This window comes from Arthrobacter sp. zg-Y919 (assembly GCF_030142045.1).
Lineage (GTDB): Bacteria > Actinomycetota > Actinomycetes > Actinomycetales > Micrococcaceae > Arthrobacter_B.
Genome location: NZ_CP126242.1, coordinates 1887876 through 1902610, shown reverse-complemented (window position 1 = coordinate 1902610; position 14735 = coordinate 1887876). Strand labels below are relative to the sequence as shown.

Annotated in this window: 12 protein-coding genes; 9 read left to right on the top strand and 3 right to left on the bottom strand. The window is 66.2% G+C overall.

Annotation, left to right across the window (positions count from 1 at the left end; translation table 11 throughout):
• Window positions 1–40: 40 nt before the first annotated feature.
• Window positions 41–1390 (top strand): histidinol dehydrogenase, encoded by a 1350-nt coding sequence (gene hisD, locus QNO10_RS08995; protein ID WP_229947572.1) that lies wholly within the window; start codon window positions 41–43, stop codon window positions 1388–1390.
• 135 nt (window positions 1391–1525) lie between these two features.
• A complete protein-coding gene (gene nrdR / locus QNO10_RS08990; protein ID WP_229947575.1) occupies window positions 1526–2026 on the top strand; it encodes a transcriptional regulator NrdR in 501 nt (166 codons plus the stop codon).
• A 90-nt stretch (window positions 2027–2116) separates the two neighbouring features.
• On the opposite strand, the gene ppgK is transcribed toward nrdR, so the two are convergent.
• Window positions 2117–2920: a polyphosphate--glucose phosphotransferase gene (ppgK, locus tag QNO10_RS08985; RefSeq protein WP_229947585.1), complete on the bottom strand. Its 804-nt coding sequence runs from the start codon at window positions 2918–2920 to the stop codon at window positions 2117–2119.
• Window positions 2921–2957: 37 nt separating this feature from the next.
• Entirely contained in the window at window positions 2958–3836 is an 879-nt protein-coding gene (gene map, locus QNO10_RS08980) for a type I methionyl aminopeptidase (RefSeq protein ID WP_229947587.1), read from the bottom strand.
• Window positions 3837–3923: 87 nt separating this feature from the next.
• On the opposite strand from map, the gene QNO10_RS08975 reads away from it, so the two are divergent.
• A complete protein-coding gene (locus tag QNO10_RS08975) occupies window positions 3924–4088 on the top strand; it encodes an SPOR domain-containing protein (RefSeq protein WP_229947589.1) in 165 nt (54 codons plus the stop codon).
• Between the two features lie 52 nt (window positions 4089–4140).
• Here QNO10_RS08975 and panB read toward each other — a convergent pair whose 3' ends face one another.
• Window positions 4141–5007 carry a 3-methyl-2-oxobutanoate hydroxymethyltransferase gene (gene panB, locus QNO10_RS08970; protein ID WP_229947591.1) on the bottom strand — a complete coding sequence of 289 codons (867 nt, stop codon included), beginning with the start codon at window positions 5005–5007 and terminating at the stop codon, window positions 4141–4143.
• A 165-nt stretch (window positions 5008–5172) separates the two neighbouring features.
• Here panB and QNO10_RS08965 point away from each other — a divergent pair, with 165 nt between their 5' ends.
• The 6 genes from QNO10_RS08965 (at window position 5173) to QNO10_RS08940 (ending at window position 14691) form a co-directional block, all read left to right on the top strand.
• Complete coding sequence (locus QNO10_RS08965; protein WP_229947593.1) at window positions 5173–6513, top strand: glutamine synthetase family protein; 1341 nt, start codon at window positions 5173–5175, stop codon at window positions 6511–6513.
• Window positions 6514–6538: 25 nt separating this feature from the next.
• Window positions 6539–9553 carry a bifunctional [glutamine synthetase] adenylyltransferase/[glutamine synthetase]-adenylyl-L-tyrosine phosphorylase gene (locus QNO10_RS08960; protein ID WP_229947997.1) on the top strand — a complete coding sequence of 1005 codons (3015 nt, stop codon included), beginning with the start codon at window positions 6539–6541 and terminating at the stop codon, window positions 9551–9553.
• Window positions 9554–9663: 110 nt separating this feature from the next.
• On the top strand, window positions 9664–11124 hold the full coding sequence (locus tag QNO10_RS08955) for an amino acid ABC transporter substrate-binding protein/permease (RefSeq protein ID WP_229947595.1): 1461 nt from the start codon (window positions 9664–9666) through the stop codon (window positions 11122–11124).
• Window positions 11121–11849 carry an amino acid ABC transporter ATP-binding protein gene (locus QNO10_RS08950; protein ID WP_229947598.1) on the top strand — a complete coding sequence of 243 codons (729 nt, stop codon included), beginning with the start codon at window positions 11121–11123 and terminating at the stop codon, window positions 11847–11849. Before QNO10_RS08955 ends, QNO10_RS08950 begins: the two co-directional genes overlap by 4 nt.
• Before the next feature lie 55 nt (window positions 11850–11904).
• Window positions 11905–12636, top strand: coding sequence for an NUDIX hydrolase (locus QNO10_RS08945; RefSeq protein ID WP_229947600.1), 732 nt, complete (start codon window positions 11905–11907; stop codon window positions 12634–12636).
• A 531-nt stretch (window positions 12637–13167) separates the two neighbouring features.
• Window positions 13168–14691, top strand: a complete 1524-nt coding sequence (locus QNO10_RS08940) for an HNH endonuclease (protein WP_229947601.1) — start codon at window positions 13168–13170, stop codon at window positions 14689–14691.
• The last annotated feature ends 44 nt before the right edge of the window (window positions 14692–14735 follow it).

The following is a 14735-nucleotide window of genomic DNA, read 5'->3' as shown; positions in this document are numbered from 1 at the left end:
GCCGTGAACGCCCGAAGAGGGCTTGGGTAGACTGGAAGACGTGAAATCCTCCAGCCCCGAAGCAGCTTTCGAATCCTTCCGCACCATCGATCTGCGCGGCCGGCATTTGAGCCCGGCCGGGCTCAAGGGTGCCATGCCGCGGGCCCAGGCGTCCTTCGACTCCGCGTCTGATGCCGTTACGGCGATCATCACCGACGTCCGCACCCGGGGATTCACCGCATTGACGGAACTGGCGCAGCGGTTCGACGGCGTGGCCCAGGAACAGGTCCGGGTTCCCGCCGAAGCACTGGACTCGGCACTGGAAAAGCTGGACCCGGCCGTCCGGGCCGCGCTCGAAACGGCGATCGAACGGACCCGGATCTTTGCGCAGGCACAGCGCCCTGCCGACGCCCGGGTGGAAATCCGTCCCGGTGCGGTGCTGACCCACCGCTGGATGCCGGTGTCCCGCGTGGGGCTTTACGTCCCCGGCGGCCTGGCGGTGTACCCGTCGTCGGTGGTGATGAACGTGGTGCCGGCGCAGGCGGCCGGTGTCGAGTCCCTCGCCCTTGCCTCCCCGCCGCAGAAGGAATTCGGCGGGTTGCCCCACCCCACCATCCTGGCTGCGGCAAAACTGCTGGGAATTGACGAGGTGTACGCGGTGGGCGGCGCGCAGGCTGTTGCCGCCTTTGCCTACGGTGTGGCGGCCGACGGAGACAATGCGGCGATCCTGCCCGTGGATGTAGTCACCGGTCCCGGAAACGTGTTTGTCGCGACTGCCAAGCGCCTGGTGAAGGGTGTTGTCGGTATTGATTCGGAGGCCGGTCCCACCGAGATCATGGTCCTCGCCGACGAAACTGCGGACCCGCGGCTGGTGGCAGCGGACCTGGTCAGCCAGGCCGAGCACGATCCGAACGCCGGTTCTGTCCTCGTCACGGCATCGGAGCAGCTTGCCGCGGCCGTCCGGGTGGAACTGGGACGCCAGGTTGCGGACACCAAGCACAGCGAACGAGTACGAACGGCGCTTTCCGGCACACAGTCCGGCGTAATCCTCGTGGACGGACTGGAACAGGGCATAGCTGTGTGCGACGCCTACGCCGCCGAGCACCTGGAAATCCAGACAGCCGACGCCGAAGCGGTGGCGGCGCGGATCCGCAGCGCCGGAGCCATTTTCGTGGGGGATTACAGCCCCGTCAGCCTGGGCGATTACTGCGCCGGCTCCAACCACGTGCTGCCCACGGGCGGAACCGCGGCGTTCTCTTCCGGACTGAACGTGACCACCTTCATGCGTGCCATCCAGGTGGTCAGCTACAACCGCGAAGCGTTGGAGGAAGTCAGCGGCGACATTGTGGCCCTCTCCCGTGCCGAGGACCTGCCCGCCCACGGGGACGCAGTCAGTATCCGCTTCGAATAACTGAGGCAGGCGGAACGTGGACTACCTACATGTAGTACCGACGAGTACTACATGTTGTGGTTCCACGCTTGGTATTGGGGCAGTGCGGGCCCTATAGTGAGAGCACCATAAGGCCCCTTCGCGAAAGGACGGGATATGTACTGTCCGTTTTGCCGCAACGCTGATTCCCGCGTCGTCGACAGCCGCCTGGCCGACGACGGATCGGCCATCCGCCGCCGCCGGCAGTGTCCACAGTGCGGACGCCGTTTCTCCACTGTGGAGACCACCAGCCTGAGCGTGATCAAGCGTTCCGGGGTGGGCGAACCCTTCAGCCGCAGCAAGGTGATCAACGGTGCGCGGAAGGCCTGCCAGGGCCGCCCGGTCAGCGAGGATGACCTGGCCATGCTCGCGCAGGAAGTGGAAGAGACCATCAGGGCCAGCGGCGTGGCAGAGATCGATGCCCACGAGGTCGGGCTGGCCATCCTCACTCCGCTGCAGAAGCTGGACCAGGTGGCGTACCTGCGGTTTGCGAGCGTGTACCAGTCCTTCGAGTCCCTCGAAGATTTTGAGACGGCGATCGGGAAGCTGCGGGCGGAAGCCCGGGAAAGCTCCAGCCGGGTGCCGTCCGGTACCCAGCGGCCGCTGACCGCCCAGTAGGCCACTGCGGCTGGAGCACTGCCGTACCTGTACCAGACATTGCAAAAGCGGCGGAAGGAAACCCTTCCGCCGCTTTTGCGGTCTGACCGGCTACTTGAGGTACTTGAAGTGCATGGCTGCCTGAAGGGCGGCCCCGACAATGCCCGCGTTGTTCTTCAGGTTGGCGGTGACCAGCGGAGTGCGCAGGTTCAGCAGCGGGAGGAAGTCCTCGCTGCGCTTGGAGATTCCGCCGCCGATCACGAACAGATCGGGGGAGAAGAGGAACTCCACGTGCGAGAAATAGCGCTGGAGCCGTTCGGCGTATTCCTCCCAGCTGATGCCGTCGCGTTCCCGGGCTGAGGCGGAAGCCTTGGTCTCGGCGTCGTGCCCGTCGATTTCCAGGTGGCCGAGCTCTGCGTTGGGAACCAGCAGGCCCTTGTAGATCAGGGCCGAGCCGATGCCCGTGCCCAGGGTGATCACCAGGACGGTGCCGTCCACCTCGCGGCCGGCGCCGTAGCGGGCCTCCGCCAGGCCGGCGGCGTCGGCGTCGTTCATCACCTGCACATCGCGCCCAAGCGCCTTGGTGAGCAGGGTGTCAACGTCCGTGTCGATCCAGCTGTTATCCACGTTGGCAGCCGAGCGGGCGATGCCGTGGGAGATGATGGCCGGGAACGTGACGCCCACAGGGACCTCCGGGCCGGGGCCGCCGGGCCGGGCGGACAGTTCGGCCACGATCTCTGCCACGACGCCGGCAACGGCTTCGGGGGTGGCGGGCTGCGGGGTGGGAATGCGGAAACGGTCGCCAATCAGCTTGCCCTTGGCCAGGTCGACTATGCCGCCCTTGATGCCCGTGCCCCCGATATCAATTCCGATGACGGCGTCGACGTGTTTGTCGGACTTATGCTTCTTGGCCATGATTCTCCAGTAGTAGTTCTGAGCTCGGGTCAGCGGATCAGGGAAGGGTCAGAACTTCGGCGCCGTCATCAGTAACGAGCAGGGTGTGCTCGAACTGTGCAGTGCGTTTGCGGTCCTTGGTCAGGACTGTCCAATTGTCATCCCACATGTCCCACTCGATGGTGCCAAGTGTGAGCATAGGTTCAATCGTAAACACCATTCCCGGTTCAATCAGCCTGCTGTAGGCGGGCGCGGCGTCGTAATGCGGGATGATCAGGCCGGTGTGGAAGGCTTCGCCGACGCCGTGGCCGGTGAAGTCCCGGACCACGCCGTAGCCGAAACGCTTGGCGTAGGACTCGATGGTACGGCCAATGACGTTGATTTCCCGGCCCGGGGCAACGGCCTTGATGGCCCGGCGCAGGGATTCCTGGGTGCGCTCCACGAGGAGCCGTGACTCGTCGTCGACGTCTCCCACGAGGAAGGTCCAGTTGGTGTCGCCGTGCACGCCGTCCATGTACGCGGTGATGTCGATGTTGATGATGTCGCCGTCGGCAAGGACGGTGGTGTCCGGAATGCCGTGGCAGATGACCTCGTTCACGGAAGAGCACAGGGACTTCGGGAAGCCGCGGTAGCCCAGCGTGGACGGGTAGGCATGGTGGTCCAGCAGGAACTCGTGGCCGATCCGGTCCAGCTCATCGGTGGTGACGCCGGGGGTGATGTGCCGGCCGACCTCGACGATGGCCTGGGCGGCGACCTTGCTCGCGGTCCGGATCTTTTCGATCGTTTCCGGCGACTTCACCTCGGACCCGGTGAACGGTGCGGGCGCCTTCTTGTCCACGTATTCGGGACGGGGGATCGACGCCGGCACGGGCCGGCGGGGGCTCACGCTTCCCGGTGTGAGGTGTCCAGCGGGTGCGGTGGCAAGTTTCTGGGGCATACCATCGATCTTATCGCCAGCCCGCCCGACGGCGGGACGAGCCGTCCGGCACGGTGCCGGCACACCCCACGTCAACAGGAGGACCCCATGGCCGATTTCTGGTTCAACGTAGTGACCCACCAGGTGGAGGAAGGCCCGCAGTCGGACTGGACCAAGCTGCTGGGGCCGTACCCCACCCGGGAGGAAGCCGAGCTGGCGCTGCAGAAGGTGCAGGCACGGAACAAGGCCTGGGACGCGGACGAAGACAACTAGGAGCCGCGTCCGCGCGTGCCCTCAACGGCTGCCCGGGAGCCGGGCGGGATTCCTAGAAGCTGTGTTCCGGGCCGGGGAAGGAACCACTGCGGACCTCGTCCGCGTACTCCTTTGCCGCCCGGGACAGCTCGGTCCGCAGGTCCGCGAACGCTTTGACGAAACGCGGCTGCTTTCCGCCGCGCAGTCCGGCCATGTCCTGCCAGACCAGCACCTGGCCCGTGGTGGCGTTGCCCGCACCAATGCCGATGGTCGGGACCCGGACAGCGGCGTCGACCTCTGCGGCGACGTCGGCGGGAACCATCTCCATCAGGACGCAGAACGCGCCGGCTTCGGCGAGGGCCTCGGCGTCCCGGACCACCTCCGCCCCGGCGTCGCCCCGGCCCTGCACCTTGTAGCCGCCGAGGGCGTGCTCTGCCTGTGGAGTAAAGCCGATGTGCGCCATCACCGGGATGCCGGCGGCGGTCATGGCCCGGACATGGTCAACGTAGTGCCGGCCGCCTTCCATCTTCACCGCATGCACCAGGCCTTCCTTCATCAGCCGGACCGAGGATTCGATCGCCTGGGCGGGGGAGACCTCGTAGGAGCCGAAGGGCAGGTCGCAGACCACCAGGGCGTGTGACGCGCCGGCCGTGACTGAACGCGCGAAGACGATCATCTCGTCCATGGTGATGGGCAGCGTGGTGGCATGGCCCATCACGTTGTTCGCGGCGGAATCGCCGACCAGCAGCACCTCGATGCCTGCCTCGTCGAAGATGCCGGCGGCGTACTGGTCGTAGGCGGTCAGCATGGCGAACCGGCCGCCGGTGTCCTTCAGCTGCTGCAGGTGTGAAATGCGGATTTTCTTCAGCGCCGGTGCTGCGGGAACGGAAGGGTCCGTGGAGGCTGCGGCGTACGGAGGGGGCTGTTCGGCACTGGTCATGTTCCGAGCCTACTAAAGAACGCTGCCCGTCGGCCTGCCGGACGGATGACGTCCGGCGTCGCCCAGCCACGTCACGGTCCGCGGCTGGAGCCGAAATCCTCTCCGCGTGGGTAGAGTGAAGAGGGTTTCACACGTCTGCCCCCGGGTACAGGAAAGAAGGTAAGGATGAACCGCCAGCAGGAATTCGTTCTGCGCACCATCGAGGAGCGCGATGTCCGGTTTGTGCGGTTGTGGTTTACCGACGTCGTCGGCCAGCTGAAATCCGTGGCGCTGGCCCCTGCTGAAGTCGAAGGCGCCTTTGAGGAGGGGCTGGGCTTTGACGGTTCCTCGATCGAGGGCCTGGCCCGGATCTTCGAATCGGACCTGCTGGCCCAGCCGGACCCCTCCACCTTCCAGATCCTGCCCTGGCGCGGCGACGAGGAGCAGACCTCACGGATGTTCTGCGACATCCTCACCCCGGACGGACAGCCCTCGGCTGCCGATCCGCGGAACGTGCTCAAGCGCCAGCTGGCCAAGGCCGCGGACATGGGCTTCACCTGTTACACCCACCCCGAGATCGAGTTCTACCTGCTGAAGTCGGACGAGCTCGGCGAAGACGGCCAGCCCGTTCCCGTGGACCAGGCAGGCTACTTCGACCACGTTCCGGGCGGGGTGGCCCAGGACTTCCGCCGCACGGCAGTGTCCATGTTGGAGGCCGTCGGCATTTCCGTGGAGTTCAGCCACCACGAAGCCGGTCCGGGCCAGAACGAGATCGATCTGCGCTACGCCGACGCCCTGCAGACCGCGGACAACATCATGACCTTCCGCACAGTGGTCAAGGAAGTCGCGTTGATGACCAACTGCTACGCGAGCTTTATGCCCAAACCCTTCTCGCACCACCCCGGCTCCGGCATGCACACCCACTTCTCCCTCTTCGAGGGTGACAGCAACGCCTTCTTCCAGGCCGGTGCCGAGTTCCAGCTCTCCACCACCGCACGCCAGTTCATGGCGGGCATCCTGCGGCACGCTCCGGAATTCACCGCCGTCACCAACCAGTTCGTGAACTCCTACAAGCGGCTCTGGGGCGGCGGAGAAGCGCCCAGCTACCTGTCCTGGGGACACAACAACCGGTCCGCCCTGCTGCGGGTGCCGCTGTACAAGCCGAACAAGGGGCAGTCCGCCCGCATCGAATACCGCGGCATCGACTCCGCGGCCAACCCGTACCTGTCCTACGCCGTGCTCCTCGGTGCAGGGCTGAAGGGCATCGAAGAAGGTTACGAGCTGCCGCCGGGCGCCGAAGACGACATCGAGAGCCTGAGCGCCGCCGAACGCCGCGCCATGGGCCACGATCCGCTGCCGGCGTCACTGCATGACGCGGTCCGCGTGATGGAGGACTCGGAGCTGGTGGCCGACATCCTGGGTGAGCAGGTGTTCGAGAACTTCCTGCGCAACAAGCGCGCCGACTGGAACGAATACCGCCAGCAGGTGACCCGGTTCGAGCTGCAGAAGAACCTGGGCATCCTCTAGGGGAGTCCCCGTGACGGAGGTACCGATGAGCCTGACCCGACGGCTGATCGCCACAGGTTTCCGCGACCTGGAAAAAAGCACGCGTTTCCTGGCCGCCGCGGAACTGGAAGCCGTGGACGAGGATGCCCTGTTTGCCGGGTTCAACTTCTCGGCCGATCCGGATCTCGCGCTCCAGTCCCTGGTGCGCCTGATCGGGCGTGCCCCGGAGCTGGTGGAACTGGTGAACGCCGGTGCCGAACAAAGCGAAGCCCTGTTCCGCCTGCTGGGTGCCTCCGAGGCCCTGGCGGAATTCCTGATGCGCCATCCCGAGGATGTCGGGGTGCTGCACCGGCAGCTGCGGGCCGAACCGGGAAGCACCGACGAGCCGACCCTGCGCGCCTCGCTGCTGGATGCCGTGCATGCAGGCACCGGCGCCGCACCCGTGGCCGGACTGACGGGCACGGAGGCCTACGTGGCGCTGCGGTCCCGGTACCGCCGTCACCTGCTGGATCTGGCGGTGCGGGACCTCGGGGCGGCGTCGCCCACCGACTACCTTCCGGCGGCCGGGCGCGAGCTCGCCGACCTTGCCGGCGCAGCACTGGAGGCGGCCCTTGCAGTCTCCCGTGCGGAGCTGGCGGTCAGCTATCCGGCGGAGGAGATCTCCGCTGTCCGCCTCGCGGTCATCGGCATGGGCAAGGCCGGCGCCCAGGAGCTGAACTACATCTCCGACGTGGACGTTATGTACGTGATCGAGTCCTCCGGCCTGCCGGAAGACCGGGCCTCCGCGGTCGGGACCGCGCTGGCTGCCGGTATTTCCCGGGCCATCAACGCCTCGGCACCGGAGCCCCCGCTCTGGGAAGTGGATACCAACCTGCGCCCGGAGGGCAAGGACGGCCCGTTGGTGCGGACCCTGGACTCCTACTTGAACTATTACCAGCGGTGGGCGCACAGCTGGGAGTTCCAGGCACTGCTGAAGGCCCGGGCCATGGCCGGAGACCGGGAGCTGGGACGGCGCTACGAAGAAGCCGTTGCTCCCTTGATCTGGACCAGTTCCGAACGTGATGGATTCGTCGAATCGGTGCAGGCCATGCGCCGCCGGGTCACGGACAATATTCCCGCCCATGAAGAGGCACGGCAGCTGAAGCTCGGCAGCGGCGGGCTGCGCGACGTCGAGTTCACCGTCCAGCTGCTGCAGCTGGTGCACGGCCGGGTGGACGAAACGCTGCGCGTGCGCACCACCACTGCTGCCATCGCGGCCCTCAGCGACGCGGGCTACATCGGACGGACCGACGCCGGGGAACTGGACACGTCCTACCGCTACCTGCGGGTGCTCGAGCACCGGATCCAGATGGTGCACATGCGCCGTACCCACCTGATGCCCGAGAACGAAGAGGCGCTGCGGGCACTGGCCAAGTCCAGCGCCGGTTCCCTGTCCCCGGAACGGCCCAGCGCGGAACGCCTCCGGGAGCAGTGGCAGCGCACCAAACGGCTGGTGCGGCGGCTGCACGAAAGCATTTTCTACCGGCCGCTGCTGAGCACGGCGTCGAACCTCAGCGCGGACGAGGTCCGGCTGACCCCCGAGGCGGCCCAGGCACGCCTCGCGGCACTGGGCTATGCGGACCCCAAGGGTGCGATGCGCCACATCGAAGCCCTCACAGTAGGGGTAAGCAGGCGGGCAGCGCTGCAACGGCAGCTGCTTCCAGTGCTGCTCGCCTGGCTGGCCGACGGCGTGGACCCCGACGCCGGTCTGCTGGGTTTCCGGCGGCTCAGCGAAAACCTGGGCGATACGCACTGGTACCTGGGGATGCTGCGCGATTCCTCAGCAGCGGGGGAGCGGCTGTGCTCGATCCTGTCGTCCAGCCGGTTCATTACCGACCTGCTCGAGGTTTCGCCGGAATCCACCGCCTGGCTGGCCTCGGACAAGGAACTGGCACCCGTGCCCTTCGACACCCAGTGGCAGGAAATCCAGTCGAAGATGTCCCGCCACCCCCGCCCCGGCGAAGCCATGCGGCTGATCCGGCTGATCCGGCGGCGGGAGATGCTGCGCATTGCCATTGCCGACAGTGCCGGCCTGCTCAGCCAGCAGGAGGTCGGCCGCGCCCTGGCGGATGCCGACCGGGCCGCCGTACTGGGAGCCCTGCACGTCGCCGAGTCCGAGGTGTTCGACAGCGGCGGGAAACTCACCGACCTGCTGGTGGTTGCCATGGGCCGGCAGGGTGGACGGGAGATCGGCTACGGCTCCGACGCGGACGTGATGTATGTCCACCGCCCGCTGCCCGGCGTCGACCCGTCGGCGGCCCAGGCCCAGGCGGAGAAGATCGTCTCCCAGATCTCCACCTTCCTGCAGCAGCCGTGCACCCCGGCCGTCCTGGCCGAGCGCACCCTGGTGCTCGACGCCGGCCTGCGCCCCGAGGGACGGCAGGGGCCGCTGGTGCGCAGCCTGGAGTCCTACCGCGGCTACTACGAGCGGTGGTCGCTGATCTGGGAGTCCCAGGCCCTTTTGAGGGCGCGTCCGATGGCGGGCAGCGATGCCCTGGGTGAGGAGTTCATGGCCCTGGTCGACCCGGTGCGCTACCCGGAGGAGGCCACGGAAAAGGACGTGCGGGAGATCCGCCGGATCAAGGCCCGGGTGGAGGCCGAACGCCTGCCCCGGGGCGCCGACCCCTCGCGGCAGCTCAAACTTGGACGCGGCGGGCTCAGCGACGTCGAGTGGCTTGTCCAGCTGCTGCAGCTGCAGCATGCCCGGCGGGTGCCCGAAATGCGCACGACGTCCACCCTTCCCGCCCTGGACGCGATCGAGGCGGCGGGGCTGCTTCCCGCCGTCGACGTCGATACGCTGCGGCAGGCCTGGCTCCTGGCCAGCCGGGTCCGAAGCGGAAACGTTATCCGGGGCGGACGGAACCCCGACGTGCTGCCCTCCTCCCGCCGTGAACTGGACGCCGTGGCCCGCTGGTGCGGTTACGGTGCAGGTCAGGGCGGAGATCTTGAGGAGGACTACCTCAAGCTCACCCGGCATGCCCGGGCCGTTTTCGAACGCTACTTCTACGGATACGGGACCTAGGTCACGCTCCTGAGGGCCTTTCCAGTTCGTTGCATTGCCACTGCGCTAGGTAGTCTCTATGAGGGCATTTGCGGCGTGGGCCGCAGTGAAAGAGCTAGGAGACGTTTACTTTGCTTAGTGGCAAACGGGCCTTAAAGGGCCCGGCTAAACTGGCCGTACCGCTGACCACCTTCCTCGCAACCCTGGCTTTGCTGCTGGGGATTCCTGCGGCCGGAGCAGTCGCAGCGGACGGCGTCGAGGGCGAGACCTTCGTCGTCGGCACCGACACCACGTTCGCACCGTTCGAGTTCCGTGAAAACGGCGAACTTGTCGGCATCGATATGGATCTTCTCAACGCGATCGCCGAGGAGGAGGGCTTCAATGTCGAAATCCAGTCCCTCGGCTTTGACGCGGCACTGCAGTCGCTGCAGTCCAACCAGGTGGACGGCGTCATCGCCGGTATGTCCATCACGGACGAGCGCCGTCAGGTCTTCGACTTCTCGGACCCGTACTTCGAGTCCGGCATCCAGATGGCCGTCGCGGAGAACAACGACGACGTTACCGGGTACGAGGACCTGCGCGGCAAGCGCGTAGCGGTCAAGACCGGCACCGAAGGCCAGACCTTCGCCGAGTCCATCAAGGACCAGTACGGCTTCGAAGTGGTCGCCTTTGCGCAGTCCGCCCAGATGTACGACGACGTTAAAGCCGGCGGTTCCGTTGCCGTGTTTGATGACTACCCCGTGCTGGCCTACGGCGTCGCTTCCGGCAACGGCCTGAAGACCGTGACCGACAAGGAAGCCGGCAGTTCCTACGGCTTCGCGGTCAACAAGGGTGCCAACCCTGAGCTGCTTACCGCCTTCAACGACGGCCTGGCCGACCTGAAGGAAAGCGGCGAATACGACGAGATCCTGGACACCTACCTGGAGTCCGGCGCCAAGGACTCCAGCTTCTGGTCCCTGATTACCGACAACGGTCCCGCGTTCGCCAAGGGCATGGGCCTGACCCTGCTGGCCACCGCGCTGTCGCTGCTCTTCGCCCTCATCCTGGGTGTGTTCTTCGGCTTCCTGAAGGTGGGATCGTCGAAGATCCTGCGAGGGATCGCCACTGTTTACGTGAGCATCTTCCGCGGCACCCCGGTCCTGGTCCAGGCGTTCTTCTTCTACTTCGGCCTGCCGCAGATCATTGGCCAGCCGGTGGACGTCCTCACGGCCGGTGTGCTGACCCTGAGCCTGAACGCAGGCGCCTACATGACCGAGATTGTCCGCGGCGGCATCCAGTCCGTGGACCCCGGCCAGATGGAAGCAGCACGCAGCCTGGGCCTGGGCTATGGAAAGACGATGCAGAAGGTCATCATTCCGCAGGCCATCAAGATCATGACGCCTTCTTTCATCAACCAGTTCGTCATTACCTTGAAGGACACCTCCCTGCTAGCCGTCATCGGTTTCGCGGAGCTGACCTACCAGGGCCAGCAGATCTACGCGGTGAACTTTCGGACTGCCGAGGTTCTCCTCATTGTGGCTGCCCTGTACTTCATCGTCATTACGCTGCTGACCAAGCTGGCGGACGTCCTGGATAAGAGGTTTAACAAGTGAGCAAGATCCAAACCATTGGTCTGCGGAAGTCCTACGGATCCAACGAGGTCCTCAAGGGCCTGGACGTCAGCGTCGCCGAGGGCGAAGTGGTCTGCGTCATCGGTCCCTCCGGCTCCGGCAAGTCCACGTTCCTGCGCTGCCTGAACAAGCTCGAAGACATCACGGGCGGCACCGTCAAGGTTGATGACTTCGACCTCACCGATCCCAAGGTGAACCTGAACGAGGTGCGCCAGCACATCGGAATGGTGTTCCAGCACTTCAACCTGTTCCCGCACATGACCGTGCTGGACAACATCATGCTGGCCCCGGTGCAGCTGAAGAAGGCACCCAAGGCGGAGGTCCGGAAGACCGCCCTCGCACTGCTGGAACGGGTGGGACTGTCCGACAAGGCCAACGCCCGTCCGGCGCAGCTTTCCGGCGGCCAGAAGCAGCGCGTGGCGATTGCCCGTGCGCTGGCCATGCAGCCGGACATCATGCTCTTCGACGAGGCCACCTCGGCCCTCGACCCCGAAATGGTGGGCGAAGTGCTGCAGGTTATCCGCGACCTCGCCCGGGAAGGTATGACCATGGTGGTGGTCACCCACGAAATGGGCTTCGCCCGCGAAGTGGCTGACCGCGTGATCTTTATGGCCGACGGCCACATTGTCGAGGAAAATACCCCTGAACTGCTCTTCGGCAGTCCCCAGGCTCCCCGGCTGCAGGACTTCCTGGCCAAGGTGCTCTAGCCCTTCACTGCCCCTTATTAGAGTGGCCGCCGACGGTATTCGTTATGCTCTGCACATGAGCGAACTGACCGGTACGGCGGCCACTGTCGTACTGCTGAGGGATTCCGGCGCCGGACCCGAGGTGCTGCTGCTGGAACGGCCCACGGCCGGTTCCTTCGGCGGTGCCTGGGTGTTCCCCGGCGGGCGGGTGGATCCGGAGGACCGGGCCGACGGCGGCAGTGTCGCTGAAGGCGGCGGCGAGGACGACGGCGGCGGCGGGGACGACGGCGGCGGCGAGGCGGAAGCGGCACGCCGTGCCGGTGTCCGTGAGACCGAGGAGGAGACAGGGCTGGTGCTGCGGCCGGAGGACCTGGTGCCGCTGTCCTGCTGGATTCCGCCCTCGAACATTCCCCGGCGCTACCAGACCTGGTTCTTTGCGGCGAAAGCTCCCGCCGGAGCGGTGCGGCTCAACCCGGGGGAGCTGCTCAACTACCTTTGGCTTTCCCCGTCCGAGGCATTGGACCGGCACCGCAACGGGCTGATGCAGCTGGTGCCGCCTACCTGGGTCACGCTGCACTCGCTGGCCGCCGATGCGTCTGCCGATGCAGCCCTTGCCCGGATCGCGGGGACGGAGCCCGAAACCTTCCGGACCCGGCCTCTCGCCGGACATGAACCCGCTGCGGTCCTGGTCTGGGAGGGCGACGGGGAGTACGACGGTGCTGCCGGAGAATCCGCCGGTGCTGCCGGGCCGGGGCGGCACCGGCTGGTGATGGAGAAAACGTCCTGGCGCTACGAGCGGACTGAGTAGCCGGGTGCGGTGGGGGTAGGGATTGGCCCGTGAGCTTGCTCTCCATTTCCCCTTCCGCTGGCTCGCTGGCTCGCTGGCTCGCTGGCTGGCTGGGTGGCTGGGTGGCTGGGCTGGCTCGCTGGCTTGGCGGCACGGTGGCTCGTGGCTGGGCTGGGCTGGCTCGCTGGCTTGGCGGCTTGGCGGCTGGGAGGCCCAGGATGCTCCATCTGTTGAGCATTAACGGCTGAGGAGTCCCGGAGCTGGGGCAATCGAGCACCTTCCACTATTCCTCCACACGTTCGCCCGATGGAACGTGCAGCTGGCGTTGTCCACATTTGGTCCGGGCACGCATTTGGTCGGAAAGTGGGCTGGTGGAATGACCTTATGGAACAGCCCTCCACGCGTTACGCACGCTACGCTCGACGATCGTCAGCTGATGGTCGTTCCGGCGCGCGCTCACGGCCCGGCCGGACAGACGCCAGGGCTCACGAAGCAGGATCCCACTGGACAGAGCAGGATCCGCTGGCGTTGCCGGGGGTGTTCTGTGTGTCTATGAGTGACGTTCCGGCGGACGGCACGGTTCTGCCGGCGGGATTGATGGGCATGCTCTCGCTTCAGGAGCCCGCAGGACTGGGCCAGGAAGCGGCATTGCAGGTTCTGGAGCGTCTCGGTGCCTTGGTCTCGTGGGCTCAAGCGCAACAGGCACGTACTGTGCACCGGCTGATGGAACTCACCGCAGTGAACCTGGGCAAGTCTCCGTATCCTGACCTCGCTACGCCGGGGAGCGGCACTTCTGCAGAGGTGCAAGGCTCCGGCGAGTGGATTCTGCGGGCCACGGCGGCCGAGGTTGGCGCCCTGCTGGGCCTGACCGGTCTTGCCGCGCAGCGGCTGGTAGCGGATTCCGAGCAGTTGAGCACCCGGTGCACTGAGACCTTGTCAGAGCTGGAACGCGGTGTCATCGACTACCGCAGGGCACGCACTGTCGTGGAGCAGACCAGCGGCCTGCGGCCGGAGGACGGGAAACTGCTGGAGGCCAGACTGCTGCCTCTGGCACCGGGGAAGACCGGCCCGCAGTTCGACCGGACCGCCCGTCGGATGCGGGAGGGAATGTTCCCGGAGACCATACCGGAGCGCCACCGGACTGCTCATAGGGAGCGGCGGGTGTGGGTGGAAGACATGCCGGACGGGATCGGTGTCCTTTCGGCTTTTCTACCTGCTGCTGCCGCGCACGGAATCTTCAACGGGCTGACCTCCTGCGCCCGGGGAGAGCAGGCTGCGGGGGATGGGCGGACCTTGGACCAGCTGCGTGCCGATGTTCTGGTTTCCGCCTTGACTGGCCAACCGACCCGTTCCGTTGCGGCACCTGCCATGCCGGGGACGGAGCGGGGCACCCTGCCCAGGAAGGGGTCAGCGCCAGCACCAGCACCGGCACCAGCAGGACAGTCAGGACAAGGACTGGGGTCGGCGCCAGCACCTGTAACTGAACAAGAGTGGGCGGGCCAGGGGCTGCGGGCGGAAGTGATGGTGCTGATCTCGGCCGAATCACTGCTGGGTCTTTCGGACGCGCCGGCGGAATTGAACGGTTACGGTCCCGTCGGTGCCGACGTGGCCCGGGAGCTGTTGCGGAATACCGGCCGGTGGACAGGACTCTTGCAGGACGGAGACGGGGAGATCCTGGCGGTGGGCCGACAGCGGAGGATCCCGCAGGCGCTCAAACGCTGGTTGCAGGCCCGTGACGGGACCTGCAGGTTCCCGGGGTGCGGTGTGGCTGCGGCGAACTGCGAAATCGACCATACGGTGCCGTGGGCCGAAGGAGGTTCTACGGGCCACGGGAACCTGGCGCACCTGTGCCGGAAGCACCACCGGCTCAAGACCGTGGGGTTGTGGAAGGCCCGCCAGCCTGCACCGGGACTCATCGAGTGGACGTCCCCGATGGGACGCGTCTACCAGACGCAGGCATATCTGCACAGCAGGGATTTCGCTGGAAGCGCCTCTATCGAAACTCATCTCATCGATTCCGATGCCAAAGGGGATAAGGCGGAGCAGGCGTGGGCCGGAACTCCACCTCCCTTCTAGGACCAGCTTGGGCTGGTTCTCAGTGGAGAAGGGCCGGCTGCCGA

Coding starts and splice junctions, on each gene's coding strand:
- QNO10_RS08965 (WP_229947593.1), top strand. CDS start 5,173: ATGAACCGCCAGCAGGAATTCGTTCTGCGCACCATCGAGGAGCGCGAT.
- QNO10_RS08945 (WP_229947600.1), top strand. CDS start 11,905: ATGAGCGAACTGACCGGTACGGCGGCCACTGTCGTACTGCTGAGGGAT.
- QNO10_RS08960 (WP_229947997.1), top strand. CDS start 6,539: ATGAGCCTGACCCGACGGCTGATCGCCACAGGTTTCCGCGACCTGGAA.
- QNO10_RS08975 (WP_229947589.1), top strand. CDS start 3,924: ATGGCCGATTTCTGGTTCAACGTAGTGACCCACCAGGTGGAGGAAGGC.
- nrdR (WP_229947575.1), top strand. CDS start 1,526: ATGTACTGTCCGTTTTGCCGCAACGCTGATTCCCGCGTCGTCGACAGC.
- QNO10_RS08940 (WP_229947601.1), top strand. CDS start 13,168: ATGAGTGACGTTCCGGCGGACGGCACGGTTCTGCCGGCGGGATTGATG.
- panB (WP_229947591.1), bottom strand. CDS start 5,007: ATGACCAGTGCCGAACAGCCCCCTCCGTACGCCGCAGCCTCCACGGAC.
- map (WP_229947587.1), bottom strand. CDS start 3,836: ATGCCCCAGAAACTTGCCACCGCACCCGCTGGACACCTCACACCGGGA.
- ppgK (WP_229947585.1), bottom strand. CDS start 2,920: ATGGCCAAGAAGCATAAGTCCGACAAACACGTCGACGCCGTCATCGGA.